The sequence below is a fragment of the Nocardia sp. NPDC003693 genome, assembly GCF_053981095.1.
Genome location: NZ_JBSFNO010000025.1, coordinates 41,546 through 66,802 on the forward strand (window position 1 = coordinate 41,546; position 25,257 = coordinate 66,802).

The window sequence follows — 25,257 nt, forward strand, 5'->3', positions numbered from 1 at the left end:
GCATGCGCACCCGGAGGTTTCGTGAGTATTCGAGTCGTGATCGCGGATGATCAGGCGCTGGTGCGCGCGGGTTTCGCGGCGCTGCTGAACGCGCAGGACGACATCGAGGTCGTGGGTGAGGCCGAGAACGGGGACCAGGCGGTGCGCCGGGTCCGCGAGTTCGAGCCCGAGGTGGTGCTCATGGACATTCGCATGCCGGTACTGGACGGGCTGGCCGCGACCCGAGCCATCGCCGCCGACCCGGACCTGGCCGGGGTGCGGGTCATCGTGCTGACCACCTTCGAACTCGACGAGTACGTCTTCGAGGCCATGCGCGCGGGGGCCACCGGATTCCTGGTCAAACACACCGAACCCGCCGACCTCGTGAAGGCCGTGCGCGTGGTCGCCGGCGGTGACGCGCTGCTGTCCCCCAGCGTGACCCGCCGCCTGGTCGCCGAGTTCGCCACCCACGCCAAGCCCGCGCCGGCCGCGACCCTGACCGTCCTGACCGATCGCGAACGCGAGGTCATGGCCCTGGTCGCCGAGGGGCTCACCAACGCCGAGATCGCCGGACGCCTGTTCATGAGCCCCGCGACCGCCCGCACCCACGTCAGCCGGATCCTGGTGAAACTCGGCGCGCGCGACCGCACCCAACTGGTCGTGATCGCCTACGAGTCCGGCATGGTGCGGCCGGGCTGGCAATAGATCCCCGGCGCGAGGACCTCCGGCCACGTGCCGATCGGGAGCGGCCGGAATCGGCATACGACTCCGGAACCAGAACGTTCCGCGCGTGCCCGCGTACGTCCGCGGACGTAGTCCGAACACCGCCCGCGCGCAGATTTCAGGCGGCGCGATCGCGCGCATGCTCGAAACATGAACATGCACTTCGGAATCGTCCTGGCTCCCCGTTCCGGCGCCGAATGGGTGCGGTCCGCCCGGGAGGCCGAGCAGCAGGGGTACGCCACGCTCATGCTCCCCGACACCCTGTATACGCCGTCGCCGTTCCCCGCGCTGGCGGCCGCCGCGGCGGTGACCGCCACGATTCGACTGCGGCCCAACGTGCTGGCCGTGCCCATGCGCACCGCCGTCGCGACCGCCCGGGAAACCTCGGCGCTGCAACTGCTTTCAGATGGCCGCTTCGAATTGGGTGTGGGCACCGGCCGTCCCGACGCGAGCCGTGAGGCCGAGCGGTTCGGCGTTCCCTGGGGTTCGGCCGCCGAACGCCGCGCCCAATTGCTGGCGACCATCGAGACCGTCCGCGCCACAGTGCAACCCGCGCCGCCGATCGTCATCGCCGCCGGTGGCCCGCGCATGCTCGCCACCGCCGCCGCGCACGCCGACCGCATCCACCTCGCGGTCCGGCCCACCGCCACCGAGGACGACCTGGCCGCGGCGATCGCCACCGTGCGCGATCACACCGACCGCGCGATCCCCTTCTCGCTCCAGGTGGTCGGCGTCGGAAACCACCTCCCCCACTACATGACCACCCACATGGGCATCACCGCCGCCGGCCTCCGCGAGGTGGACGCCGCCGCCCTGCTCCCCGCCGACCCCGGCGCGGCCGCCGAACTCCTGAAACACCGCCGCGAGAAGTACGGCATAGACGAGCTCCTGGTCCCCGGCGACCTCGCCGCGGCCTTCGCCCCCATCGCGGCCCGCTTCCACTGAACACCGCACCCGCGACGCTCATCGGAACGCGAAAAAGCCCCCGCACCCGAAGGTGTGGGGGCTTTCTCGTTGAACTCTTACTCGCCGGAGGCCGCGGGGGTCGCGGGGGTGTCACCGGCGGCGGCGACCGCCACCGGCTCCTCCGGAGCGTCCTTCTTGGTCAGCTTGGCGCGGGCGGAGAAGGTGAACTTCGCCTTGTCGCCCTGGCCTTCGCCGTCCCAGCCCTCGACGTCGACCTTCACGATCTGACCGGCGCCCAGCTCGCCGAAGAGGATCTTCTCCGACAGCTGGTCCTCGATCTCACGCTGAATGGTGCGACGCAGCGGGCGCGCGCCGAGCACCGGGTCGAAGCCGCGCTTGGCGAGCAGGCTCTTCGCCTGTTCGGTCAGCTCGATCTCCATGTCCTTGTTCTTCAGCTGCTTGGCGACGCGGCCGATCATCAGGTCGACCATCTGGATGATCTGATCCTGGGTCAGCTGGTGGAACACGATCACGTCGTCGATGCGGTTGAGGAACTCGGGGCGGAAGTGCTTCTTCAGCTCGTCGTTCACCTTGAGCTTCATGCGCTCGTAGTTCGAGCCCTCGGCGTTGCTCTGGGCGAAGCCGAGGCCGACCGCCTTCGAGATGTCCGAGGTGCCGAGGTTCGAGGTGAAGATCAGCACGGTGTTCTTGAAGTCGACCGTGCGACCCTGACCGTCGGTCAGGCGGCCATCCTCGAGGACCTGCAACAGGGTGTTGTAGATCTCCTGGTGGGCCTTCTCGATCTCGTCGAACAGCACGACCGAGAACGGCTTGCGGCGCACCTTCTCGGTGAGCTGGCCGCCCTCTTCGTAGCCGACGTAGCCCGGAGGGGCACCGAACAGCCGCGACGCGGTGAAGCGGTCGTGGAACTCGCCCATGTCGATCTGGATGAGCGCGTCGTCGTCGCCGAACAGGAAGTTCGCCAGCGCCTTCGAGAGCTCGGTCTTACCGACACCGGACGGGCCGGCGAAGATGAACGAGCCCGAGGGACGCTTGGGATCCTTCAGACCGGCGCGCGTACGGCGGATCGCCTTGGAGACCGCGCGAACCGCGTCCTCCTGGCCGATGATCCGCTTGTGCAGCTCGTCCTCCATGCGGAGCAGACGGGTGGTCTCCTCCTCGGTGAGCTTGAAGACGGGGATACCGGTCCAGTTGGCCAGCACCTCCGCGATCTGCTCGTCGTCGACCTCGGCCACGACGTCCAGATCGCCCGAGCGCCACTGCTTTTCGCGCTCGGCACGCTTTGCGACGAGCTGCTTCTCCTTGTCGCGCAGGCGCGCGGCCTTCTCGAAGTCCTGCGCGTCGATCGCGCTTTCCTTCTCGCGACGGGCGTCGGCGATCTTGTCGTCGAACTCGCGCAGGTCCGGCGGCGCGGTCATCCGGCGGATGCGCATGCGCGCGCCCGCCTCGTCGATGAGGTCGATCGCCTTGTCCGGGAGGAACCGGTCGTTGATGTACCGGTCGGCCAGCGTCGCCGCCGCCACCAGCGCGGAGTCGGTGATCGAGACACGGTGATGCGCCTCGTACCGGTCGCGCAGGCCCTTGAGGATGTTGATCGTGTGCTCGACGGTCGGCTCGCCGACCTGCACCGGCTGGAACCGGCGCTCGAGCGCGGCGTCCTTCTCGATGTACTTGCGGTACTCGTCGAGGGTGGTCGCGCCGATGGTCTGCAGCTCACCGCGCGCCAGCTTGGGCTTGAGGATCGAGGCCGCGTCGATCGCGCCCTCGGCCGCGCCCGCACCCACCAGGGTGTGCAGCTCGTCGATGAACAGGATGATGTCGCCGCGGGTGTTGATCTCCTTGAGCACCTTCTTCAGGCGCTCCTCGAAATCACCGCGGTAACGGCTGCCCGCGACCAGGGAACCCAGGTCGAGGGTGTACAGCTGCTTGTCCTTGAGCGTCTCGGGCACCTCGCCGTTGACGATGGCCTGGGCGAGACCCTCCACGACGGCGGTCTTACCGACGCCGGGCTCACCGATCAGGACCGGGTTGTTCTTGGTACGGCGGCTCAGCACCTGCATGACGCGCTCGATTTCCTTCGAGCGGCCGATGACCGGGTCGAGCTTGCCCTCGAGGGCGGCCTGGGTCAGGTTGCGGCCGAACTGGTCGAGCACCAGCGACGTCGACGGGGTGCCCGCCTCGCTGCGCGTACCCGAACCCTCGACCGGCTCCTTGCCCTGGTAACCCGAGAGCAGCTGAATAACCTGCTGGCGCACCCGATTCAGATCGGCGCCCAGCTTGACCAGCACCTGCGCCGCCACGCCCTCACCCTCGCGGATGAGGCCGAGCAGGATGTGCTCGGTGCCGATGTAGTTGTGGCCCAGCTGCAGCGCTTCGCGCAACGACAGCTCGAGCACCTTCTTGGCACGCGGGGTGAAGGGGATGTGACCGGACGGCGCCTGCTGGCCCTGCCCGATGATCTCCTCGACCTGCGACCGCACACCCTCCAGCGAAATGCCCAGCGACTCCAGCGACTTCGCCGCGACGCCCTCACCCTCGTGGATCAGGCCAAGCAGGATGTGCTCGGTGCCGATGTAGTTGTGGTTGAGCATCCGGGCCTCTTCTTGGGCCAGGACAACGACCCGCCGCGCGCGGTCGGTGAACCTCTCGAACATCGCTCCCTCACTTCCTGCTCCGCTTGCTACGGCATCCGGCGCTTCAGACCCTGTGCTGCCCTTCTGGTCGCCAGCCTGCCATGAAGCCCTGGGGTTGCATCCCCCGCCTCCACTCTAGTTGGCGGGGGTCACGCACGTCGTCCGTCCACCCTATTGCGAACCGGCGACAGTACGTCTCATTCCCTCATAACGGAGCTGTAGCCGGGATCGTTTCCACCCCGGCTACGCCCACAGCTGAATTTTCCGCACCCACGCCGTGACGGCGGTGTTTATCCGGTGAAGGGCGGGATGAACCTGCACTCGACCGGGCGCGGGTGGGCGGGGTCCAGGGCGTTCAGGACGTAGGTGGCCGCTCGCGAACTGCCCGCGATCGCCAGGTGATCGGAGAAATCGGTCGGGCAGCCGTCCTGGACGACGATGTTGGTGGCGTTCGAGCCTGGGATGAGCCCGGCCGTGTGCGGGAACGCGATCTCGTCGTAAACAGTGGCGATATTGGTATACGTGATCTCCGGCGCATAGACCCCGTCGGCGTTCAGGGCCGCCATGAAGGCCGAACCGGCGGTGAGCTGCGGGATGCTGGGCATGGGGAAGTTCACGGTGTCGAGATCGATGCCGAGCCGCTGGGCCGTCTCGCGGATCACCGTCATCGAGTCGCCGCCGACGCCGACCCAGGGTCCGGCGATCGAGACGAACTTGTCCACCCGGGCCGCGCCGCCGAGCCGCTTGACCATGTACTGGCCGACCAGGCTGCCCTGCGAGTGACTGACGAAGTCCACCTCGGCCGCGCCCGTGGCCGCGAGCACGCGGTCCACGAAAGCCGCGACCTGGGCGGCGCTTTCGGGGACGGGGCGCATCCCGCCCATGGCCGAGAGCGGCCACGGGACGTCGGCACTGCCGTAGGTGAGGGCGAAGACGCAGTAGCCCTCGTTGGCCAGCAGCGGGGCGTACGCGCCCCAGTTGGTCTGGGCGCCGCCCGCGGTGCCGTGCAGCAGCACAACCGGATTCGGATGCGCGGCGGTGGGCACGCAGGAGAAGTCATTCGCACCCGGCAGCGAACCGCCCGGGTTGGACAGCTCGAACGGAATGCCCGCGAAGAAGTTGAAATCGACGCGGTAGTCGGCGTGCGCGACGCCGCCCACACCCGACCACAGCATGGCCAGTACCGCGGTGATCAGCAGTGATACGGGGGTCCGGCGGACCGCCCGACCCCGTAATGGACGACCCGGCATCACCGGTGCTCGGCGCTGCGGCGCACGACGCATGGTCCCTCCCAAAGTAGAACGCGTTCCATGAAGTTAATGGGAGTTCGCTTGCGGTGAGGGACTTACCGACGGGTAGTTTCTGTAACTTGTTCTTCCGAATGGAAACAGCGGCCGGAACCCGCCGCGGCAGAGGGCCGCGCACGGGTTCCGGCCGCCGCCGGAGTCGATGGGGTCAGGACCAGCCGGGCGCCGAACCGTGCGGGGCGCCCTCGCGCGGCGTCGCGATCGGGGCCGAGAAGCCACCGGGGACCTGCGGGAAGGCCGGGGCCGCGCCCTGCTCGGCCGCGGCGGCCGGCAGCGCCGCGTGCTCGGCGCGACCGTGCTGCAGACCCGCGACGAACAGCGCGCCCAGCAGCACCAGGAAGGCCAGCGTGTGCAGCACCGCGCGCACGGTATTCCAACGCACCCAATCGGATTCGAACTGCGCGCGCACCGCGGCCAGATCCGGGATGGCGTTCACCTCACCGGCGGCGGCCAGCTGGTCGTTGAGCGGGACGTTCAGCCCGGACGTCACCCCGAACGCGATCACGTTGAGCACCAGCGCCACCACGATCCAGATCAGGGTGGTGCGCACGTCCCCGCCCAGGTGCAGGGCCGCGGCCAGCACCGAGAAACCGACGGTGCCCATGAAGGCGATCATGAACCACGGATTGATGATGACCACGTTGATCTTCTGCATGACGTCGACGAGGGTCCGATCGTCGGCGCGGTTCAGCGCCGGCATCACCGAGATCACATACCCGTAGAAGAGTCCCGCGATCAGACCGGTCGACAGGGTGGCCGCCACCAGGGCCGCGATCCGAAGTCCGAACATCTCTTACTCCTGACTGAAAATCCGTCACCCGCGAAAACACCGGGTGCTCAACGACTTCTAGTCAACACCGCGACGGACCCCGCATTCCATCGCCGAGACGCTCGCCGACATCCGCGGTCGTCTCACGCGTCCGGACGACCCGAGGGTGAATCAGAGATCGCGTTCCGAGATTATGCCGCTCTGGAGGGCAAGGTTGGCCAGGCGCACGCGTTTGGCGTTCTGTGGCAGATCCTCCACGCCGAACTTGGCGAACAGGGCGCGCAGGTGGGTCTTGATCGCGTCCACGCTCAGGAACAGCTCCGCGGCGATCTGCTGGTTGGAGGCGGGCGAGGCGAAGCCGTCGTTGCCGCGCAGCGGACGGCACAGGGCGATCAGCACCGAACGCTGTGTCTCGGTGAGCGAGCGCAGCGTGGGCAGGCCGCCGGTGGAGGTCTGCGTGATGTCACCCGCGGCGCCGGAGAAATCGTGGAAGGTCACCCGCGAGGTCCCCATGCGGATCACGTCGCCGGGCTGCAGCCGGTGCCGGCCGACCAGGCGGGCGCCGTTGACGAAGGTCCCGTTGCGCGAGAGCCCGTCGTCGACGATGGTCCAGTGCGCGCTGAGGTATTCGGCGGTGGCGTGCAGGCGCGAAACCTCCACGTCCCAGGACAGCGAGAGATCGGCCTGCGGGGAGCGGCCGATCGTGATGCGGGGCTGGTCAGGGGTCAGCATCAACTCGTGTTGACGGCCCTCGTGATCCTTGACCCGCAGGAACGAACCGTGGAATGCGGTCACTGCGCCGATACCTCGTCTCTACTTCCAGCCAGTGACATCGTCCACACAGGTTCAATGGTGCCGTGCCGCCTCGGCCCGAGCAAGATCGCACCCGGGATATGGGCAGAACATACCCTACCTAGTTATACGCAAAGCGTATGAATAAACCACTGCCGCCCGGGCTCGCACGAATCACCCGAGCGGCAGTCGCAAAGACAACTAGTTCTTCGACGCGGCCTTGTTGTAAGCCTCCGTGATGTCCGCGGAGATACGGCCGCGAGCCGACACCTTGTGTCCATTCCGGCGCGCCCATTCACGAATCGCCGCGCTTTGTTCGCGATCGATCGAGACCCGGCTCTTCGGACCCGTGGCCGCGGCGGCCGCGACCTTGGTGCGACGGCGGCCGCTCACGCGACGCGCGTTGGAAACCCAGACTTCCAAACCGTCCCGCAGCTTGGCCGCATTTGCCGTCGACAGGTCGATCTCGTACGAGACGCCATCGATAGCGAACTCGATGGTCTCGTCCGCGATGGACTCACCGTCGACATCGTCGATCAGGCTAACGGTGACCTTCTTTGCCATGAGATGAACGTCCTCTCGAAATCGTGCGACCCGCATAGTTAGGCCGATTACCCAGAGCCAGAATACCGCTGAATTCGATAGTCCCAGAACGGGCACCGACAATGCAATCCAGCGAACTCAACGAGCAGCCGGACGCACAATTGGAAAGAGTATCGTTTCTCGGATTCCCAAGCCAGTCAGGGCCATCAGCAACCGATCGATTCCCATACCGGTTCCGGTCGTCGGCGGCATACCATGCTCCATCGCCGCCAAGAAGTCCTCGTCCAAGCGCATGGCCTCGTCATCGCCCGCGGCCGCCAAACGCGCCTGATCCTCGAAGCGTTCCCGCTGGATCACCGGATCCACGAGTTCGGAATATCCGGTGGCGAGTTCGAAGCCGCGCACGTACAGGTCCCACTTCTCGGTAACCCCGGGCTTGCTCCGGTGCTGCCGGGTCAGCGGTGAGGTCTCCACCGGGAAGTCGCGAACGAAAGTCGGCGCGTACAGCTTGTCGCCGTACACGTGCTCCCACAGTTCCTCGACCAGTTTCCCGTGACCGTAGCCCTTGTCCTGCGGAATTTCCAGACCTACGCGTTCGGCGAGCTCCAGCAATTCCGCCACCGACGTTTCCGGCGTGACCTCGACGCCGATCGACTCGGACAGCGACGGGTACATCTCGACGGTCGTCCACTCCCCCGACAGATCGTATTCGGTGCCATCGGCGAGGGTGACCACCAGCGTTCCGTAGACCGCCTGCGCTACTTCCTGGATCAATTCACGCATCATCTTCGCGGAATCGTCGTAGGTGCCGTAGGCCTCGTAGGTTTCCAGCATTGCGAACTCCGGGGAATGCGTGGAGTCGGCGCCCTCGTTGCGGAAGTTCCGGTTGATCTCGAAGACCTTCTCGATACCGCCGACCACGCAGCGCTTGAGGAACAGCTCCGGCGCGATGCGCAGGAACAGCTCCAGATCGAGCGCGTTCGAGTGGGTGACGAACGGGCGGGCCGCCGCGCCGCCGTGGATGGTCTGCAGCATCGGGGTCTCGACCTCGAGGAAACCCCTGCGCTCCAACGCATCTCGCAGCGCGCGGACCGCGGCGACGCGGGTGCGGGCCATCTCGCGGGCCTCCGGGCGCACGATGAGGTCCACGTAGCGCTGACGCACCCGGGACTCCTCGTTCATCTCCTTGTGCGCCACCGGCAGCGGGCGCAGCGACTTGGCCGCCATCTCCCACGCGTCGGCCATGACGCTCAATTCGCCGGTGCGAGAGGAGATCACCTCACCGTGCACGAAGACGAAATCGCCCAGGTCCACGTCGGCCTTCCAGGCCGCCAGCGACTCCGCGCCGACCCCGTTCAGGCTGATCATGGCCTGCAGCTTGGTGCCGTCACCCTCCTGCAGGGTGGCGAAGCAGAGCTTGCCGGTGTTGCGCAGGAAGATGACCCGGCCCGCCACGCCGGCGATCAGGCCGGTCTGGGTGTCGGGGGCCAAATCCGGGTAGGCGGCACGGATTTCGGCGAGGCCGTGGGTGCGCTCGACGACCACCGGGTAGGCCTCGCGCCCCTCGGCCAGCAAACGCTCCCGCTTCTCTCGGCGAATCCGCATCTGCTCCGGGACGTCCTGCTCCACGACAGGGGCTGCGGCAGCCTTCTGACCAGCGGCGGACTTGGTTTCGGCGGAAGAAGAGGAAGTGGGGGTGCTCACGGATGTCTAGCCTAGCTGCCGCGTCCACCCGAATACTCAGCGCCCGGTCGAGAGCGGTGACGCCCCCGCGTTCGCGAATAATCGCCGCCTGCCCGCGGCTCTACCCGGGTCCGCGCGGGGCCGGAAGCCCGATGCGCCGCGCATCGGCCGCCCGGCCCGCAACAACGTCGCTCGAGCACCGCACCGCAAATTGTCGGCAATACTCATCGAGCGCCGATTAAGCACACCACCGACTCGGAAAAGAAAAATCTCCGAGCCATGGCAAGGATCGCCCCCGCGCCGCGAAAGCAGGCCGGCGGCGCGACCGCAGCCCCCGGCGTCAGAGCCAGGCGAGCGTGGCGACCTCGCGCTGGAAATGCGGGGCGGTGGTCGCGGCCACCGTCAGCAGCCCGGCGGCCTTGAGCGCCTGGTAGCCGCCGACCAGGTCGGTGGCGCGGCGCAGGCCCAGCTGCTGCAGCGAGGACGCCGCCAGGCTCGAGGTGTAGCCCTCGGAGCAGGCGATGATCCACTCCACGTCGTGGTCGGTGGCCAGGGCCAGGCGGGCGCTGCTGGACGGGTCGAGCCGCCACTCCAGCACATTGCGCTCGATCACCAGCGCACCCGGCAGGGTGCCCTCGCGCAGGCGCTGGGCCTGCGGGCGGATATCCACCAGAATCGCGCCGCGGGCCAGGGCCTGCGGCAGTTCGATCGGGTAGAGGCGGCTCAGGCCCGCGCGGGCCTGGGCGAGCATGCCGTCGATCGTCAAGTGGGTCATTCGAGTTCGCGTTCGGGCTGGTCGGTGAGAACGGAACGGGTGCGCCGCAGGGTGCCGTGACCGGTGACCTCGTAATAGGACATGGCCGTCAGCGGCGGCGAGTAGGCGTGCACGCTCAGGGTGGGATCCAGCGGACCGGCGACGCCGGCGGCCGCGTCGGGGGCACGCACGACGTCGTGCACCCAGCCCAGCGGGAAGGAGGCCTGGTCACCGGCCACGAGGGTCCGGGGCCGCAATTCCTTACCGTTCCAACGGTATTCGGACAGCGCGCCGGACAGCACGGTGAGCGCACCCAGCGAGCCGGCGTGATCGTGGAGTTCGGTGTACTGATCCGCCACCCAGCTGATCAACCAGACGTCCACCTCGTCGTCCGCGTGCAGCCGGACGGCCCAGCGCTTCTCGGCGGGCCAGAGGCCGTCGGCGGGGAGCAGGTGATCGTAGCGGCCGAGCAGTACGTCCTCGGCGCCCTCGTCGGTCAGGCGCAGCAGATCCGCCGGGCGCAACCGAGTCGGCAGGGCGGAGGCGGTGGCCCGCTCGGTGATCTCGGCGGGCAGCGGCTCGGACACGGTCGCACGGGCGGACCTGGTCGCGGCCTGGGAAAGGGAAAGAACAGAAGATCGCATGAGCGAAACTCCAAAGAGTGTGTTTACGGTCGAGGGCAAAAACGCGGCCTCGACAAAATCGAGGCAATCAGCCTCGACAACACTCCTGGGCGCTCACACGGTTCGACACGAGGGCGAGCTTAGCAAACGCCGCGGGCGAAGCAACAGAGCCCGCCCGGATCGACTAGGTCACAAACCGGCTGGTCTGGCATCCGCGATGGCCGGCGCCGCGGGCGACGACCCGCGAACCGCCGTTCACCTCGGGGTGCGGCGCTGCTGATTGCGCTCGTACACCAGCCGCAGCCCGTCCAGGGTCAGATGCGGTTCGTGATGGTCGATGGTCTCCGATTCCGGGACGATCAGCGGGGCCGAGGCGCCGGTCGCGACCACGGCCACCGAACTGCCCGCGAACGCGTCGAATTCATCGCGAATACGGTCGATGAGACCGTCCACCAGACCGGCGAAACCGAAAATGGCGCCGGACTGCATACATTCCATGCTGTTCTTGCCGACCACCGAGCGCGGGCGCGCCAATTCCGCGCGGCGCAGGGCGCTGCGCTCGACCAGGGCCTCGGTGGATATCTCCACGCCCGGGGCGATGATGCCGCCCAGGAACTCGCCCTTCGCCGAGACCAGGTCCACACAGATCGCGGTGCCGAAATCGACCACGATGGACGGGTTCTGGAAGCGGTGATAGGCGGCCAGACAGTTCACGATCCGGTCCGCGCCGACCTCCTTGGGATTGTCGACCAGCAGCGGAATCCCGGTGCGCACACCGGGTTCCACCACCACGTGCGGCACATGACCCCAGTAGCGGTTCAGCATCTCGCGCAGTTCGCGCAGCACCGGCGGCACGGTCGACAACGCCGCGACGCCCACCACCTGCTCGGCATCGGCGCCGATGAGCCCGCGCACCTGCAGCGCGAACTCATCCGCGGTCAGCAGCGGATTGGTGTGCATTCGCCAGTGCCGCACCAGTTTCGCGTGTTCGCCGCTACCGGAGAACAGACCCAGCTCGATACTGGTGTTGCGGACATCGATGGTCAGCAGCATCGCTGATCCTTCCTTCGCATGAACGGAGCGCCCGCGCGGTCACGCTCCGCTACCGCCCTGGCGAACCGGCCGGAGGAGACCGGTCCGCGACCCGCTCAGTGCGCGAACGTCAGCGAGCGCGGGGAGATCAGGTCCGAGCCCTCGGGCGCGTGCGCCGGATCCGAGCCCAGTTCGACCTGGCGATTGCGATCGTCGACGAAGACCACGCGCGGGGCGTAGCTCTGCAGCTCCTCGGCGTCCATCATCGCGTAGGCGATGAGGATGACGAGATCGCCCGGATTCACCAGATGCGCTGCGGCGCCGTTGATTCCGATGACACCCGAACCCCGCTCCCCCGCGATGATGTAGGTCTCGAGGCGGGCGCCGTTGGTGATGTCGACGATGCAGACCTGCTCGCCCTCGAGCAGATCGGCGGCGTCGAGCAGATCCTGATCGACCGTCACCGAACCCACGTAGTGCAGGTCCGCGTGCGTCACCGTCGCGCGGTGGATCTTCGACTTCATCATGGTGCGCAACATCGTCGTCGCCTCCTTAAACGGTTGCCCGGTCGGACAGGTGGGGGGTGGTCGGATTGCCGTCGATCGGGGTACCGAGGCTGATGGGCAGGTTGTCGAGCAGGCGGGTGCCGCCGACGCGGGCCGCGACGAGCAGCCGCGCGTTGCCGCTGGGCTGCACCGCGCCGAGATCGGAACCGCGCAGCGCGAGGTAGTCGACCTCGATGCCCGGCACGGTGTCGAGCACGGCCTGCGCCGCGGCCAGCACCGCGTCCGCGCCCAGGCCCGAACTGTGCCGGCCGGCGGCCAGGGCGGCCGAGAGCGTCGTCGCGAGTTCGCGCTGCTCGGGATCGAGGAAGCGATTGCGCGAGGACAGCGCCAGGCCGTCCGGCTCGCGCACGGTCGGCACCGCGACGATCTTCAGATCGAAGTTCAGGTCCCGCACCATCTGCCGGATGAGCGCCAGCTGCTGATAGTCCTTCTCGCCGAAGAACGCCTGGTGCGGGCGGCAGATCTGGAACAGCTTGGCCACCACGGTCAGCATGCCCGCGAAATGCCCTGGGCGGACGGCGCCTTCGAGCTCGTCGCCGATCGGGCCGGGGTGCACGGTGGTGCGCGGGCCGTCCGGGTACATCTGCGCGGCGCTCGGGGCGAAGACCAGTTCCACACCCTCGGCGCGCAGCAGCTCCACGTCGGCGTCCAGCGTGCGCGGGTATTTGTCCAAGTCTTCGCCCGCCCCGAACTGCAGGGGGTTCACGAAGATCGACACGATGACGACCTGATTGGTTCGCTTCGCCTGACGCACCAGCTCGAGGTGACCCTCGTGCAGCGCGCCCATGGTCGGGACGAGCGCGACCGTCCGGCCGACCTGACGCAACGCCTTGGCAACCGCGGTCACGGTGGCCGGCTCGTGCAGCACGGTCAGCTCACCCCGCTTGTAGGTGCCACGCAGTTTCGGGTCCATCAGCGGTTTCCTTCTTTCGGCAGATCGGATCCGAGCAGCTCCAGCAGCGCGGGGTTGGTGGCGGCCCGCTCGGCCGTACGCAGGGACATCGCGCGATATCCGGCCGCGAGGCGCGGGTCGACCGACTCCACGGCCGTCAGGTGCGCGGCCACCGCGGCCACGTCACCGCGCGCCACCGGACCGGTCAGCGCAGCCTGACCCCGGCGCAAAGCGTTGTCGAGCGCGGCCGAGGCCAGCGGCGCCAGCACCCGCTCGGCAAGCCCGTTGGGGTTCTCGTCCACGGCCTGCTGACCCAGCAGACCCGGGCCCGCGAGGGCAGCCCGCAGCGCGGCCACCGCGTCGACGATGAGCGTGACCAGGTGATTACTGCCGTGCGCCAGGGCCGCGTGATAGAGCGTGCGGTTCTCCTCGGCCACCCGCACCGGCTCGCCGCCCATCTCGATGACCAGCGATTGCGCGATGGCGTAGCCGATCTCGTCCCCGGCCGTCACGCCGAAGCAGGCGTTGGCCAGGCGGGCGACATCCTCGTCGTGGCCGGTGAAGGTCATGGCGGGATGGATCGCCAGCGGCAGCGCGCCCAGTTCGGTGAGCGGGGCCAGGATTCCGATGCCGTTCGCGCCGGAGGTGTGCGCGACGATCGCGCCGGGCCGCACGGCCTTCGCCGCCGCCAAACCCGCCACCAGCCCGGCCAATTCGCTGTCCGGCACCGCCAGGATCAGCAGTTCGCTGCGCGCCGCGATCTCGGCGGCGGGCAGCACCCGCGAATCCGGCAGCCGCGTGGCGGCCCGCCGTAGCGAGGCGTCCGAAATCGCGGACACCCCGAAAACCACGTGGCCGGCACGTTCGAGTGCCACACCCAGAGCGGAGCCGACGCGTCCCGCCGAGACGATTCCCACCGTCAGTCGTGCAGGCGCAAGATCGGTTCCACAGACATCCTCGTCCGAGGTCACCCTTGTCCTCTCGAAGTTCGTTCCAGTCCCGCTCCCGCGGGTACCAGACGTTACGGCCCGAGAATATCGGCCCCGATTCCGCGGGGCCACCGACTGTGGGATGTCTTACAGGTCGCCCTCGGATCGCAGGTTCGCCATGATCTCGGCCACCGACAACCGCCGGCCCGACTCGGGATCGGTGTCCTCGTCCGAACGGCGGCGGCGCCGGGCACTGGCGGTGCCCATGGGCGGGGCCGTGGTCGATTCGGGCGTCAGGCGCGGGGTCGTGGGTTCGGGAGTCGCGGCCGGCGGGTTCGGTTCGGCATCCGCGCCGAAAGGCTTGTCCGCGAACGACTTGTCCATGGGCTGCGGGCCCGCGGCGGCCAGGGCCGCCTCGACCTGCTCGGCCTCGAGCGCCTCGGCGGCCAGCCGGGCCTGCGCCGCGCGCTCGGCCTCCGCGCTCTTGGCCTCGACGGCGGCGACCGCGGCGGCGGCCGCCGCGGCGACCCCGGAGGACCGCGTCGTCCCGAACGTCATGTCCTGCTCGAACTCGTTCATGTCGTCGTCGAGGTCGTTCAGATCCACCGGCACGTCGAAGAAGCGCGGCTGCTCGCCCGGCTTGGACTTCATCGCGGCGGCCATGATGCGGTCGATGTCGAGCTGATCGACGCTCTCGGTGACGATGGAGGTCTCCGCGGTCACCGGGTCGTCGTAGGGGCTGGCGAAGGCCGGGGGCTCGGGGTGATCGTCGTGGAAGATCGGGGTGACCAGGCTGCGGGGATCGGGCTCGGCGGGCTCGGGCGGCTCCGGCTGGGACCACGGGTCCCAGGAGTCGGTGTTCTGCCAGTTACCGTTCGCCGCCGCGGCACGCGAATCGGCGCCGCTGCTGGGCAATTCCTGCACCCGGACCGCATCCGCCCGCAGGGCGACGCGCTCGGGCGGCAGTTCGCCGTCGAACAGGCGCTGCAGGCTCTCACGCAGAACCGCCAGTTCACCGCGCAGAGCGGCCATCTCCTCGGCGTCCGCGCCGACCTCTTTGCGGACCCGGGACTCGACGCCGAGCTCGTATTCGCGGCGGGCGGCAACCTCGCGCTCGAGCTGGAGGTGGTAGACCTTCTGCAGGTCACCCACTTTCGCCTTGTCCACCGCCGATTCCCTGCGATAACGGGTCGCGGCGAGGGCTCCGATGGCGGCCGCCCAGAGCGCCGCGACCAGGCCGACCCGGACCATATGGACGTTGTCGCTGAAGACCAGGAAAACACTGGCAACCAGTCCGAGGAGGAGAAGCACGCCGGTGAAGAATTTTCCCGCGTCGACCCGCCGACGACGGGAAGCAGTGCTACGGGAGGGTGAAACCATGTCAGCCAGCGTAGCGGGTAGCACCGACTCCGGGTCCAACCTTGTGGATGATCATTGTCAATAAGTTAGCTAGGAAGTAGCGGCTTCATCGGGCGGATCGATCGGCGCCCGGCAGCAATATTCCAGCCACAGCGCCGCGCCCACCAGCGCCAGCCCGGCCAGCAGCCCGACCACCGCGCCCGGGGTGTCCGAGGCGGCCGCGCGCAGCTCCGCGCGCTCGGGCAGCAGCCAGATCAGGAAACCCAGCCAGATACCGCCCACCAGCGAACCCACCTGCACCGACGCCTTGGCCAGCGCCACCGCCCGCGCCACCGTGATCGGATGCAGCTGCCGCCCGCCCGAACCGATCCCCCGGTTCTCCATGCGCGAGCGAATCACGAAGGCCAGCACCAGTTCCAGCACCGCCACCGGCAGCAGCGAGGCGCCGGAGAACACCGAGATCGGCGGGAAGCTGGAGTACGCGACATTGGTGACCACCCAGGCCACCACCGCCGCCAACAGCAGATTCGCGCACAGATCCAGAACGCGGGTCGGCCTCACCGCATCGGCTCCCAGCCGCGTGCGTTCGGCTCCCAGCCGCCACGGCCCGGCTCCCAGCCGAGTGACAGTTCCGTCCGCCGCACGCCCCGCACCTCGTCCGCGCTCAAGTCGGCCAGCAGCTCGACGATGGGCCGCGGCGCGCCCGCGACCACCTCGAGGGTCGCCTCCGGCTCGACCTCCGCCCACGGCGTCAACACGAAAGCGCGGTTGTGCGCCTGCGGATGCGGCAGGGTCAGGGTGGGATCGGCGCTGCGGCACACCATTTCGCCCGCGCCCCGCGACCGCGCGGCCCAGACGATGTCCACGTCGAGAGTCCGTGCGCCCCAGCGCACCTCGCGCACGCGGTCGGCGGCCCGCTCCAATTCCTGGCCCAGGCGCAGCCAATCGCTCGGCTCCAGCTCCGGATCCCGCGCCACCAGCACGGCGTTCAGGTAATCCTGTTGCGGCACACCACCCCACGGCGGCGTCGAATACACCGAGGAGACCGCGACCAACCGCGGGCCCAGGGCCCGCACGACCCCGCGCAGATGCGCGAGCCGGTCGCCGAGATTCGAACCGATGGACAGCACTACCCGGCTCATCGGCTACTCCGCCGATTCGCGACGGCGCGCGGTGACCACGCGCACGTCGGAGAACGAGTGCGGAATCGGCGCGGCGGGCTTGTGCAGCACCACCTCCACCGCGGCGATCCGCGGATCCGTCATCACCTCGTCGGCCAGTTCGGCGGCCACGGTCTCGATGAGATCGCGCGGGGCGCCGCCGACCACGCGCACGGCGAGGTCGGCGAGTTCGCCGTAGTGGACGGTGTCGGCGATGTCGTCGGACTTCGCGGCGGCGGTGAAATCGGTCCACAGCGTGAGGTCCACGACGAACTCCTGGCCGTCGCGCTTCTCGAAATCGAAGACGCCGTGATGACCGAACACACGCAACCCGCGCAGTTCGATCCGATCGGTGCTCAAGCTCGTTCCCCCCAGGTCCAGCGGTTCGCCGGCGCGTCACCGACGCGCCGGGCGGCGGTGCGCCACGCGTCGTTCACCGCGATGGCGTCGAGCGAAGCGCGTACATCGTGCACGCGTACACCCCACGCGCCGTGCTCGGCGGCCAGCGCCGAAATGCTGGCGGTGGCGACCTCCCGGCCGTCGGGCGGGCGCGGGGTATCCCCGGTGGCCAGCAGCGCGCCCAGGAATCGCTTGCGCGAAGCCCCGACCAGCACCGGCAACCCGGTGGCCACGAATCGTGGTAGCGCGCCCAGCAATTCCCAGTTGTGGTCCGCGTTCTTGGCGAAACCCAGACCCGGATCCAGCACCAGCCGCGCCGGATCCACGCCGGCGGCGACCGCCAGATCGACCTGCGTGCGCAATTCGGCGAGCACTTCCCCGACCACCGACGCATAGGTGTCGGCGGCACCGGTGTGCCGGTAGTCCGCGGCCGCGCGCCAGTGCATGAGAATCCACGGGACACCGGCCGCGGCAACGACTTTCGCCATGTTCGCGTCGGCCCGGCCGCCGGAGACGTCGTTCACCACCACCGCGCCGGCCGCGAGCGCGGCCTCGGCCACCCCGGCACGCATGGTGTCCACACTGGTCGGCACGCCGAGCGCGACCAGCTCGCGGATGACCGGGACGACCCGCTCGGCCTCGGTCGCCGGATCGACGCGGGTCGCGCCGGGCCGGGTCGACTCCCCGCCGACGTCGACGATGTCCGCGCCCTGTTCGTACAGCCGCAGCCCGTGCGCCACGGCCGCGTCCACATCCAGATAACGCCCGCCGTCGGAGAACGAGTCGACGGTGACGTTGACGATGCCCATCACCACGCAGGAACGCCCCGCGCGCGGAGCGATCCCGATGGCGCTCGCGGCGTGCGCCGAACCACCGAAACCGGTGGCCGCGTAACCGCGCGCTCCCCCGATCGCGTCCCCCGCGTCATCCGGTCCGGGACCGAGGTGGGCGGTGAACGCGTCGGAGGTGGCCATCGGACTCACTTGCGGAGAATGAGGTCCAGGGCCTCGGAGCGCGAGGCCGCGTTGGTCTGCAGCAGGCCACGCACCGCCGAGGTGGTGGTGCTCGCGCCGGGCTTGCGGATACCGCGCATGGCCATGCACAGGTGCTCGGCCTCGACCACGACGATCGCGCCGCGCGGCTCCAGCTTGCGCATGACGGCGTCGGCGATCTGACTGGTGAGGCGCTCCTGCACCTGCGGGCGCTTGGCGTACAGATCGACCAGGCGAGCCAGCTTGGACAGTCCGGTCACCCGGCCGTGCGCGCCGGGGATGTAGCCGACGTGCGCGACACCGTGGAACGACACCAGGTGGTGCTCACAGGTGGAGTACATCGGAATGTCGCGGACCAGCACCAGTTCCTGATGCCCCTCGTCGAACGTGGTGTTGAGCACCGCGTCCGGCTCGGTGTAGAGCCCGGCGAACATCTCCCGGTAGGCCCGCGCCACGCGGGCGGGGGTATCGGCGAGTCCGGGACGATCCGGGTTCTCCCCGACCGCGATCAGCAACTCGCGTACGGCGGCCTCGGCGCGCGCCTGGTCGAACGGCCGACCGGTGTCGAGCGCGATCGGGCCGGAGACGACGCTGTTGTTGGTCGTCAATCGACACCTCCTGTGTTGAGCTGCCGCACCCGGCGGGGTGCGGCGGGGGCGCGGCTTTCGCCGACGGCTGATATTTCCAGGTCGGCCCAACCTCCGCGGGCTGCGAACCATTCCCGCGTGCCGTGCGGGAGCGCACCACGCGTCACCGCGATGCGCCGCGTCGGACGGTGCGCGCCACGCCGAAGCGGGTGATGCGCCCGACCGCGCGCCGCACGTCCGCCCGTCGAGTGAACTCACCCTCCGGGCCGGGCCCGAACCTGCCGGGCCGCGAACCCCATGAGCGTATCCGGGCCGCTGTCAGCGGCGGCCGTTCGGTCCGTCCCACTCACCGTTGCCCTCCTCGGCGGGCGCCGAGGGTTGCTGGCCGGTGTGCTGATCCGGCTGCGGGTAGCCCTGCGGAGCGGGCTGCTGGCGGCCGTGATCCGGCTGCTGCCCGTACTGCGGCTGCCCGTAGTCGGGCTGCTGGCCCGGCTGGTAGCGCTGATTGCCCGCGGGCGCCCAGCCGCCGTACGCCGGACGGGCCGGCGGTTGCTGCGGATCCTCCTGGGGCGGCCAGCCCGGGGCGGACCAACCGGCCGGGGCGCCGTAGTCCGGCCGCGAGCCGTGCGTGCCGCCGTGCCGCGGGTAGGCGGGCTGCGGCGCCGGGTACCCGGCGGGGGCCGGGTAGCCGTACTGCGGCTGCGGCTGGCCGTACGCCGGATCCGGGTAGCCGTTGCCGGCGGGCGGGATCACGTGCACCGGCTCCTCCGGGAACGGCTCGCCGCGTTCGGCGGCCAGTTCGCGCGGGGTCTTCACCGGCGGGCGATCCGACGGGACGCGCCCGCCGAAATCGTTGAAAGCCGTGATGCGCGGGCGCTTTTCGACGGTGCCGAGCACTTCCTCGAGATCCTTGCGGTGCAGGGTCTCGCGTTCGAGCAGGGCGGTGGCGAGGGCGTCGAGCTCGTCGCGGTACTCGTTGAGCACCGACCACGCCTCGGTGTGCGCGGCCTCGATGAGGTTGCGCACCTCCTCGTCGATCTCGCGGGCGACCTCGTGCGAGTAGTCCGAGCCGTTGCCCATGGACCGGCCCAGGAACGGGTCGCCCTGCTCCTGCCCGTAGCGCACCGCGCCGAGGCGGGCGCTCATGCCGTACTCGGTGACCATGGCGCGCGCGGTCTTGGTGGCCTGGTCGATGTCCGAGGACGCACCCGTGGTCGGCTCGTGGAACACCAGTTCCTCGGCGGCGCGGCCACCCATGGCGAACACCAGGCGCGCGATCATCTCCGAGCGGGTCATCAGGCCCTTGTCGTCCTCGGGGACGGTCATGGCGTGGCCGCCGGTGCGGCCGCGGGCCAGGATGGTGACCTTGTAGACGGGCTCGATGTCGGGCATCGCCCACGCGGCCAGGGTGTGCCCGGCCTCGTGGTAGGCGGTGATCTTCTTCTCGTGCTCGCTGATGATGCGGGACTTGCGGCGCGGGCCGCCGATCACGCGATCAACCGATTCCTCGAGCGAGGCGCCGGTGATGAGCGTGCCCTTCTCGCGGGCGGTCAGCAGCGCGGCCTCGTTGATGACGTTCGCCAGGTCCGCGCCGGACATGCCGACCGTGCGCTTGGCGAGGCCGTCGAGATCGGCGTCGGGGGCGATCGGCTTGCCCGCGGCGTGCACGCGCAGGATCGCCCGCCGGCCCGCGAGATCCGGGTTGCCGACCGGGATCTGGCGGTCGAAGCGGCCCGGGCGCAGCAGCGCCGGATCCAGGATGTCGGGGCGGTTGGTCGCGGCGATGATGATGACGTTGGTGCGTTCGCCGAAGCCGTCCATCTCCACCAGGAGCTGGTTCAGCGTCTGCTCGCGTTCGTCGTGACCGCCGCCGAGGCCGGCGCCGCGCTGGCGGCCGACCGCGTCGATCTCGTCGACGAAGATGATGCAGGGGCTGTTCTGCTTGGCCTGATCGAACATGTCGCGCACGCGGGACGCGCCCACGCCGACGAACATCTCGACGAAGTCCGAACCCGAGATCGTGAAGAACGGGACCCCGGCCTCACCCGCGACCGCGCGGGCCAGCAGGGTCTTACCGGTGCCGGGCGGGCCGTAGAGCAGCACGCCCTTGGGGATCTTCGCGCCCAGCGCGGTGTACCGCGACGGGTTCTGCAGGAAGTCCTTGATCTCGTACAGCTCTTCGACGGCCTCGTCCGCGCCGGCGACATCGGCGAAGGTGGTCTTGGGCATGTCCTTGGACAGCTGCTTGGCCTTGGATTTGCCGAAGCCCATCATGCCGCCGCGCCCGCCGCCCTGCATGCGGGACATGACGAAGATGAACAGGCCCAGCAGAATCACCATGGGCAGCATGAAGAGCAGGATCTGACTCAGCCAGGAATCCTGCTTGACCGAGGTGTTGACCTTCGCGCCGGAATCCTGCGCGGCCTTGAAGATGGTCGCGGAGTTCTCGCCACCGCCGGGGTACTTGGCGATGATCTTCTTGTCACCGCCGGTGGCATCATTGCCGTTCTTGAGCGTGATGCGCAGCGCCTGCTCTTTATCGTCGATCTGAACCGAGTCGACGTTGTCCTTGTTCTGCAGTTGGGAGAGCGCCACCGACGTGTCGACGCTCTTCCAGCCGCGCGTGTTGTCACTGAAGTAGCTGACCAGATAGATCACGAGCAGGAAGCCCGCGACTATGGCCAGGTTGCGGAACACAAGCTTGCGGTTCATAGAGCGTAGGCCGGCGGCCAGTCCTTTCCGGGGGGTGTATCCGGTTTGCCTGCGATGCGTTCGTGGCGCGCCCGTTCCAGGGAACGGATGCGGACATGCCACGTTACCGCGTACGGTCTAGTCGTTACATCGCGCAGTTCGGCAGCTAGTGCAGTTCGAAACGTAAACGGCTGGAGAACGCGGGTGGTTCCCCGACCATCTGCGGCAACACATCGGGTCGATCACCCCCTGGTGTCGGACCGAGTGGTCACAATCATGGCATGGTCGTCCTATCGTGAGCGACGACACAACAGAGCGCAGGGGGTATGGACATAGTCGAGCTACGGACACCCACAGCGATAGTGCGGCACGGCAACGGGCGACTGACGGTGCTGCGCCCCGGAACCGACGGCGAGCGCGTTCTCGACGTCCCGATCGGCGAACTCCTCAAGGTGCGGTTGAACCGGCGCGCCGACGACGCGGTCGTCATCGAGATCTACCTCCGCTACCCCACCCCGGTCCTGACCGGCGTCCCGGCCGACCGGACGCCCCTGCCGGTGCTCATCGCCGAACACGATGTGCCGCCCGCCACCGTCATCGTCGAACGCATCAACAATCAGATCCTGGCCACCCAGCGCCTGGACGTGGCGGCCCCCGATCTGAGCCCGCCCGCTCCCTCCTGGGGCCGCACCGGTCCCGTCCGCGCCGATGTGGATCGCGCGGTGCGCCGCATGGCGCCCAAGCGCGACACCAAGTCCGCGGTGGCCGCCCTGCACCGCTACGTCACCCCCGACGAATACGTGCTGGAGACGGCCGTGGTCACCGGCCGCCCGCCCGCCGCGAAAGGCGCTGGGCTGCTTGCGGTCACGACCACCCGCATGATCTTCATATCCACCGGCGCGACCCGGAAGTTCGCGCACGAACTACCCGTGGCGTGCCTGTTGTGGGCGCGCAGCACCGATGATTCGGGAAGTCCCGGCGAATACGGCGTCGAGGTCAACGACGGTAATCAGACCTGGTATTTCACCGGCACGGATCGCGCGGACACCGAGCGCATCACCGGCGCGCTGAATTTCGCGGTGCAGCGTGAATCCGCCGACGGGGCGGCCGGTCCCGCCGATCCCGGCGTCGCCAAGCTGTACTCCGAATGGGAATTGCTGGTGGAGCGCCATTCGCTCGGAATGGTCGACGACGCGCAATTCCAGCGTTACGGGCGTGGAATTCTGCGCTCACTGCCGGACTGAGTTCCCGCGCGCCGACCCCGGGGGCATGCGGCCCCCGGGGCGTGCGTGCGCGAAAGTTATTCGGCGGCTTCGGCTTCCGGCTCCGGGAGGGCATCGGGCTGCAGTTCGATACGCCGCCACGGACTACTCGGGCGCATCCACAGTCGCAGCAGTTCCATTCGCCGATCCACGCCGCCGGATTTGAGCTCGGCCAGATCCTCGCACGCCTGCCAGTAGGTCCAGCCGGCCAGATAGGCGTCACCGAACTGGCGCCAATTGCGATATTTGCGCTGCGCCAGCGGCAGGGCGCGCATGAGGTAATCCCAGGCGACGTCGGCTTCGAGGTAGCCGGCCGTGTAGGCCATGCGGGCCACCGCCACCACGCGCGCCAGATCCCAGGCCTGGATGTCGGTGGGGAGCGGGCGGACCAGGTGGTCGGTGAGCCCGAGTTTGATGGCCTGGGCCCAGATGTCGTAGTCACGAACCAGGGCCTCGGTGTTCTCCATCCCCCGGAAGGAGCCGACCTGGCGCAGGAAGGCGCGGTGCCGGTCGGCGCGTTCGCCGAAGCGGTCCCGTTCAGGGGAGTTGATGCCGGCCATGACGAGCGGGTGCACGAGCGCGTAGAGCGGGGAGTGCATCCCCTCGAGCAGTTGCTCCATGGATGCCATGGCCTCGGTGCCATCGGTGATACCCCACGCGCCGGTGAGGGTGTCGATGGCCAGCTCACGGCGATCACCGAGTGGATGCTCGCGCTCGGGCCCCAGGAGCAGGGCATCGTGGAAGGCGTCCCAGCGTGTGGAGTAGAAGCCGCCGAGCGCCAGGGCGCGCAGTTCGTCGTCGGAGACCTGCGCACCGGACCAGTGGTCGTCCTCGCGCTGGTCGAGCTCCGGGTAGGGGAATGTCGTCAGCGTTGGCACGTCGCGGGCGGGCATACCCCGATTGTGTCTCATCGATCTTGGAGTGGCTGCGCATTCGCGGATAGCAGTGTGGCGGGGCGCCCGAGTGCCGCATTCAGGTGACATGAGAGCTATCGCCGGTTTTCGACCTGTCACACAAGGAAATCGGGCACTAGTCTCGGCGCCATGAGTGGGTACATCACCATCCTGCGCGGGCTGGAACCGGCCGCCACGGATCAAGAAATCTACGCGGCGGCACAGGAGTTCGTGCGCAAGGTCAGTGGCGTCTCGGGATTGACGACGGCGACCAAGCCCGCGGTCGACAAGGCGGTCGAGGCCATCGCGGCGGCGACCACGCAACTGCTGGCGGAGTTGCCCGATCCGCGAGCGCAGGCGGCGGCAAGCGACGAGCCAACGCCGCGACGGCGTGCGGCGCGCGCGACCGACTAATCCCGGACGCCGTACACGGCCACACAGTCGAGGGCGATTTCCAGCTTCGGCCCGCGCTGATCGATGGGATGGCCGAGCAGTTCCTCGATGCGCTGAATTCGATAGCGCACGGTGTTCTTGTGCACGCCGAGCATTTTCGCGGCCGCGTCCGGACTGCGGCGCGCGCGCAGGTAGGCGTGCAGTGTTTCGCGTAATCGCGCCGAATGCGGGCCCGGGTCCGCCAGCGCCCCCAATTCCCGGTCGATGAGCGCCCGCATGGCGGTCTCGTCGCCCCCGGCCAGATAGGCCACCTCGACCTCGGGGTAGTGCAGCACGCGGGCCGTGCCCGCCCGCGCGCGCTCCGCGACCTGGCGCGCCGCGACCGCCTCGCGATGCCCGGTCCGGAATCCGGCGACCTGGGTCGCGGGTTCACCCACCGCCACCCGCACGGGCGCCTCGACCGGCCAGGCCGGCGTGCGGAACTCCCCCGGCTCCTCGTCCACGCCGATCCAGGCCCACAGTGCCGTGGCGCCGGCGGGCACGGTGAGCAGGCTGCCGTTGCCCAGCGTGCTCGCGCAGCGCGCCGCCACCCGGTCCAGCAGCCCCGCGGCGTCGTCGTCACCGTCGAAGCGGGTCACCGCCGAATCGTCCTCGATCCACAGCACCAGGGCCAGATGCCGCTGTGCGAGGCGATAACCGAGCCGGGCCGAGGCGTTCTCGGCATCGAGTTCCGAGCCGGCCAGCAACGCGGCCACGATGTCGGCGCGCTGGTTCAGGGCCGCGCGCAGTCCGCGCTCGCGCTCCTCCATGTAGGTGTCGGTGAGCTGTTCGATCGAGGTGCTCACCCAGCGGGTGGTGCGGTCGAACAGCCGCAGCAGCAGCGAGCGTTCGATGTCCTGCGGGAGCTGGCGCTGGTCGATGACCTCGGCCATGTAGTCGATGACCGCCTCCTGGCCGAGGTGGTAGACCCGCAGCAGCAGACGCACGTCGAAGCCGCGGCGGGCGATGGTGCGGGCGAACGCGTGCGCGTCGGCGGGCACCGGATAGTCGAACCGGTCCTGGGTGAGTCCGCTGAGCACCTCGAGGGCGTGCGCTCGGCTGCTGGCGGTCAGGTCGCGGCGCATATCGCGATCGCGCAGCTCGGGGATGCGGGCGATGATGGCGTTGTCGAGGCGGGTGACGACCTGTTCGAGGGTGTCCGCGCGCAGGGTCTCGGCCACGAAATCGGCGATCCACTCGCGAATGACGGGGTCGGCGGGGCCGACGATCGGGCCGGTGGGCCCGGCAATGGGTCCGGTCACCACGGCCCAACCTCCGGTTTTGTACTCGGAGCACAAAGTCGGTCGTGAGTCTTGAGCTCATTGGCCAA

The 25,257-nt window shown here is 68.9% G+C and carries 25 protein-coding genes; 4 read left to right on the forward strand and 21 right to left on the reverse strand.

The genetic code is table 11. The features are described 5' to 3' along the window. Positions 1–21 precede the first annotated feature (21 nt). Both ACWDOP_RS25160 and ACWDOP_RS25165 read left to right on the forward strand, forming a co-directional pair. A complete protein-coding gene (locus ACWDOP_RS25160) occupies positions 22–684 on the forward strand; it encodes a response regulator (protein WP_456347025.1) in 663 nt (220 codons plus the stop codon). Between the two features lie 168 nt (positions 685–852). Then, entirely contained in the window at positions 853–1,647 is a 795-nt protein-coding gene (locus tag ACWDOP_RS25165; RefSeq protein WP_456347026.1) for an LLM class flavin-dependent oxidoreductase, read from the forward strand. Between the two features lie 77 nt (positions 1,648–1,724). Here ACWDOP_RS25165 and ACWDOP_RS25170 read toward each other — a convergent pair whose 3' ends face one another. From ACWDOP_RS25170 to ftsH, 19 genes are all read right to left on the reverse strand, one after another. Then, positions 1,725–4,283: an ATP-dependent Clp protease ATP-binding subunit gene (locus tag ACWDOP_RS25170; protein WP_456347027.1), complete on the reverse strand. Its 2,559-nt coding sequence runs from the start codon at positions 4,281–4,283 to the stop codon at positions 1,725–1,727. Positions 4,284–4,552: 269 nt separating this feature from the next. Further along, positions 4,553–5,437, reverse strand: a complete 885-nt coding sequence (locus ACWDOP_RS25175) for an esterase/lipase family protein (RefSeq protein ID WP_456347028.1) — start codon at positions 5,435–5,437, stop codon at positions 4,553–4,555. A gap of 280 nt (positions 5,438–5,717) precedes the next feature. Then, the gene (locus ACWDOP_RS25180) at positions 5,718–6,359 is read right to left on the reverse strand and encodes an anthrone oxygenase family protein (RefSeq protein ID WP_456347029.1); all 642 of its coding nucleotides are present in this window, start codon (positions 6,357–6,359) and stop codon (positions 5,718–5,720) included. 150 nt (positions 6,360–6,509) lie between these two features. After that, positions 6,510–7,133, reverse strand: coding sequence for an FHA domain-containing protein (locus tag ACWDOP_RS25185; protein WP_454204753.1), 624 nt, complete (start codon positions 7,131–7,133; stop codon positions 6,510–6,512). A 198-nt stretch (positions 7,134–7,331) separates the two neighbouring features. Next, positions 7,332–7,694, reverse strand: coding sequence for a histone-like nucleoid-structuring protein Lsr2 (locus tag ACWDOP_RS25190; protein WP_354988234.1), 363 nt, complete (start codon positions 7,692–7,694; stop codon positions 7,332–7,334). Positions 7,695–7,811: 117 nt separating this feature from the next. Beyond that, positions 7,812–9,278, reverse strand: coding sequence for a lysine--tRNA ligase (gene lysS / locus ACWDOP_RS25195; RefSeq protein WP_454204834.1), 1,467 nt, complete (start codon positions 9,276–9,278; stop codon positions 7,812–7,814). A gap of 418 nt (positions 9,279–9,696) precedes the next feature. Continuing rightward, positions 9,697–10,131 (reverse strand): rhodanese-like domain-containing protein, encoded by a 435-nt coding sequence (locus ACWDOP_RS25200; protein WP_454204752.1) that lies wholly within the window; start codon positions 10,129–10,131, stop codon positions 9,697–9,699. Continuing rightward, positions 10,128–10,754 (reverse strand): cysteine dioxygenase, encoded by a 627-nt coding sequence (locus tag ACWDOP_RS25205; RefSeq protein ID WP_456347030.1) that lies wholly within the window; start codon positions 10,752–10,754, stop codon positions 10,128–10,130. Before ACWDOP_RS25205 ends, ACWDOP_RS25200 begins: the two co-directional genes overlap by 4 nt. Positions 10,755–10,988: 234 nt before the next feature. Continuing rightward, positions 10,989–11,786 carry a type III pantothenate kinase gene (locus ACWDOP_RS25210; RefSeq protein ID WP_454204750.1) on the reverse strand — a complete coding sequence of 266 codons (798 nt, stop codon included), beginning with the start codon at positions 11,784–11,786 and terminating at the stop codon, positions 10,989–10,991. A 95-nt stretch (positions 11,787–11,881) separates the two neighbouring features. After that, on the reverse strand, positions 11,882–12,304 hold the full coding sequence (panD, locus tag ACWDOP_RS25215; RefSeq protein WP_456347031.1) for an aspartate 1-decarboxylase: 423 nt from the start codon (positions 12,302–12,304) through the stop codon (positions 11,882–11,884). Between the two features lie 13 nt (positions 12,305–12,317). Continuing rightward, on the reverse strand, positions 12,318–13,244 hold the full coding sequence (gene panC / locus ACWDOP_RS25220) for a pantoate--beta-alanine ligase (protein ID WP_456347032.1): 927 nt from the start codon (positions 13,242–13,244) through the stop codon (positions 12,318–12,320). Continuing rightward, on the reverse strand, positions 13,244–14,194 hold the full coding sequence (locus ACWDOP_RS25225) for a Rossmann-like and DUF2520 domain-containing protein (protein WP_456347033.1): 951 nt from the start codon (positions 14,192–14,194) through the stop codon (positions 13,244–13,246). Before ACWDOP_RS25225 ends, panC begins: the two co-directional genes overlap by 1 nt. Positions 14,195–14,299: 105 nt before the next feature. Next, positions 14,300–15,463 carry a DUF6779 domain-containing protein gene (locus ACWDOP_RS25230; RefSeq protein WP_456347034.1) on the reverse strand — a complete coding sequence of 388 codons (1,164 nt, stop codon included), beginning with the start codon at positions 15,461–15,463 and terminating at the stop codon, positions 14,300–14,302. A gap of 138 nt (positions 15,464–15,601) precedes the next feature. After that, positions 15,602–16,072: a DUF3180 domain-containing protein gene (locus tag ACWDOP_RS25235; protein ID WP_454204746.1), complete on the reverse strand. Its 471-nt coding sequence runs from the start codon at positions 16,070–16,072 to the stop codon at positions 15,602–15,604. Beyond that, positions 16,069–16,653, reverse strand: a complete 585-nt coding sequence (folK, locus tag ACWDOP_RS25240; protein ID WP_456347035.1) for a 2-amino-4-hydroxy-6-hydroxymethyldihydropteridine diphosphokinase — start codon at positions 16,651–16,653, stop codon at positions 16,069–16,071. Before folK ends, ACWDOP_RS25235 begins: the two co-directional genes overlap by 4 nt. Positions 16,654–16,656: 3 nt before the next feature. Then, a complete protein-coding gene (gene folB / locus ACWDOP_RS25245; RefSeq protein WP_456347036.1) occupies positions 16,657–17,031 on the reverse strand; it encodes a dihydroneopterin aldolase in 375 nt (124 codons plus the stop codon). Next, entirely contained in the window at positions 17,028–17,879 is an 852-nt protein-coding gene (folP, locus tag ACWDOP_RS25250; protein ID WP_454204833.1) for a dihydropteroate synthase, read from the reverse strand. The genes folB and folP overlap by 4 nt, the downstream gene beginning before the upstream one ends. A 170-nt stretch (positions 17,880–18,049) precedes the next feature. Continuing rightward, positions 18,050–18,670: a GTP cyclohydrolase I FolE gene (gene folE / locus ACWDOP_RS25255; RefSeq protein WP_454204743.1), complete on the reverse strand. Its 621-nt coding sequence runs from the start codon at positions 18,668–18,670 to the stop codon at positions 18,050–18,052. 297 nt (positions 18,671–18,967) lie between these two features. Continuing rightward, positions 18,968–21,361 (reverse strand): ATP-dependent zinc metalloprotease FtsH, encoded by a 2,394-nt coding sequence (ftsH, locus tag ACWDOP_RS25260; RefSeq protein WP_456347037.1) that lies wholly within the window; start codon positions 21,359–21,361, stop codon positions 18,968–18,970. Between the two features lie 305 nt (positions 21,362–21,666). Here ftsH and ACWDOP_RS25265 point away from each other — a divergent pair, with 305 nt between their 5' ends. After that, positions 21,667–22,584, forward strand: a complete 918-nt coding sequence (locus ACWDOP_RS25265) for a hypothetical protein (protein WP_456347038.1) — start codon at positions 21,667–21,669, stop codon at positions 22,582–22,584. Between the two features lie 56 nt (positions 22,585–22,640). On the opposite strand, the gene ACWDOP_RS25270 is transcribed toward ACWDOP_RS25265, so the two are convergent. After that, positions 22,641–23,495, reverse strand: a complete 855-nt coding sequence (locus ACWDOP_RS25270; RefSeq protein ID WP_454204740.1) for a DUF1266 domain-containing protein — start codon at positions 23,493–23,495, stop codon at positions 22,641–22,643. Positions 23,496–23,645: 150 nt separating this feature from the next. Between ACWDOP_RS25270 and ACWDOP_RS25275 the strand changes: the two genes are divergently transcribed. Further along, complete coding sequence (locus tag ACWDOP_RS25275; protein ID WP_456347039.1) at positions 23,646–23,909, forward strand: DUF2277 domain-containing protein; 264 nt, start codon at positions 23,646–23,648, stop codon at positions 23,907–23,909. Here ACWDOP_RS25275 and ACWDOP_RS25280 read toward each other — a convergent pair. Continuing rightward, a complete protein-coding gene (locus ACWDOP_RS25280) occupies positions 23,906–25,189 on the reverse strand; it encodes a PucR family transcriptional regulator (protein ID WP_456347040.1) in 1,284 nt (427 codons plus the stop codon). The genes ACWDOP_RS25275 and ACWDOP_RS25280 overlap by 4 nt on opposite strands. Positions 25,190–25,257 lie beyond the last annotated feature (68 nt).